The organism is Kineococcus indalonis (genome assembly GCF_009906395.1).
Classification (GTDB): Bacteria; Actinomycetota; Actinomycetes; order Actinomycetales; family Kineococcaceae; genus Kineococcus; species Kineococcus indalonis.
In genome coordinates this window covers 1-1,916 of sequence record NZ_JAAALM010000655.1, presented here as the reverse complement: position 1 = coordinate 1,916, position 1,916 = coordinate 1, and the positions used below count along the sequence as shown (strand labels likewise).

The 1,916-nt window shown below is 82.0% G+C and carries 1 protein-coding gene; it reads left to right on the top strand.

What is annotated here, in order from left to right:
• Window positions 1–1,916 (top strand): FtsK/SpoIIIE domain-containing protein (locus GTR00_RS19960; RefSeq protein WP_276610369.1); only part of this gene is annotated, 1,916 nt, incomplete at both ends.

Sequence of the window (1,916 nt, the reverse complement as noted above, 5' to 3'; positions counted from 1 at the left end):
GCCGCCTGGGCCCGGCGCGCCCCGGGCGCGGTGGCGGTGCTGGGGGCCACGGCCGCCGGGCCGTGCCGGCTGGACCTCGTGGCGGACGGCCCGCACGTCCTGGTCGCCGGGACCACCGGCGCGGGCAAGTCGGTGCTGCTGCGCGCCCTGGTGCTGAGCCTGGCGCTGCAGGCGCCGCCGGACGCCGTGCGCTTCGTGCTCGTGGACTACAAGGGCGGCGCGGCGTTCGCCGGCTGCGCGGGCCTGCCGCACGTGGCGGGGCTGGTGACGGACCTCGACGAGCACCTGGCGCAGCGGGTGCTGCGCAGCCTGCGCGCGGAGGTGCGCCGCCGCGAGGGCGTGCTGCGCGCCGCGGGCGCCGCCGACGTCGCGCACCTGCCGGCGGGCTCGCCCGCGGTGGCGGCCGTGCCGCGGCTGGTGGTGGTCGTCGACGAGTTCCGCGTCCTGGCGCAGGAGCTGCCCGAGTTCGTCGACGGCCTAGTGCGCCTGGCGGCGGTGGGCCGCTCGCTGGGCCTGCACCTGGTGCTGGCCACCCAGCGCCCGGCGGGCGTGGTGAGCCCGGAGATCCGCGCGAACACCAACGCCCGCATCGCGCTGCGGGTGCAGGACCGCGCCGACGCCGAGGACGTCGTGGGCGACGCCTCCCCGGCGGCCATCAGCGACACCACCCCGGGCCGGGCGGTGCTGCGGCGCGGTTCGCGGGGGCTGGAGACCTTCCAGACCGCCGTGCTGGGCGCCGGCGGCCCCGGTGACGAGGTCGGCGGTGGCTCCGGTGCCGGTGGCGGGGTGCGGGTGCTGCCCGCGGGCCGGGCGCGCCCCGGACGCGCGGCCCCGGCCGACCCGGCCGGCTCCTCCGGACCCGGCGCTCCGGACGTGCTGGAGCGGGTGGTGGAGGCGGTGCGGGCCGCCGCGGCGCTGCACGGGCGGCCGGTGCCGCCGGCGCCGTGGCTGCCGCCGCTGCCCGGGCAGGTGCGCGCCGCGGACCTGCCGGAGCCCACGGACCCGCTGGACCCGCTGGGCGCGGGGGCGCTGGCGTGGGGCCTGCTGGACCTGCCCGACGAGCAGCGGCGCGCGAGCGCCCGCTGGGAGCTGGCCGCCGGCGGCCACCTGCTCGTCGTGGGCACCGTGCGCAGCGGCCGCAGCACCCTGCTGCGCGCGCTGGTCGCGGCCGCCGGCGCGCACGGGCGCGAGGCCGACGCGCACGGCGCCGAGGTGAGCGTGCTGGACGGCGGCGGGGTCCTGGCGGACCTGGCCGGCGCCGCGCACGTGGGCTCGGTCGTCGGGCGGGGCGAGCCGTGGCGGGCGGGGCGGCTGCTGCAGCGGCTCCTCGAGGAGGTGCAGCGGCGGCGCGAGCTGTTCGCGCGGTGGGGCGTGAGCGACCTCGCCGCGGCGCGGCGGGTGCCCGGTGCCGGGCCGCTGCCGCACCTGCTGCTGCTGGTGGACGGCTGGGACGGCTGGGCGGCGGACCTGGCGGCGGTGGACCTGGGCGCGCCGGTGGACGCGCTGCACCGGCTGCTGCGCGAGGGCAGCGCGGCCGGGGTGCGCGTCGCCGTCACCGGTGACCGCGCCCTGCTGACGTCCCCCGTGGCCGCCGCGGCGGCGGAGGTGGTGCTGCTGCGGCTGGCGGACCGCGCCGACGCCGCGCTGGTGGGGGTGCCGGCGCGGCAGGTGCCGGCGCACCAGCCGCCCGGGCGGGGCCTGCTGGTGCGCGACCGGACGGCGCACGAGGTGCAGGTCGTGCTGCCCGGTGCCGTCGTGCCCGGTGCCGTGCCGCCCGGGGCGCCGGTCGGCCCGGTGGGCGGCCCGGTGGTCGGCCCGGTGGGCGGCGCCCGTGTGCGGGTGCGGGTGCGGCCGCTGCCGGCGCGGGTCGCGGTGCAGGAGCTGCCGGTGCCGGAGGGCGGGGCGGTGCCGCTGGG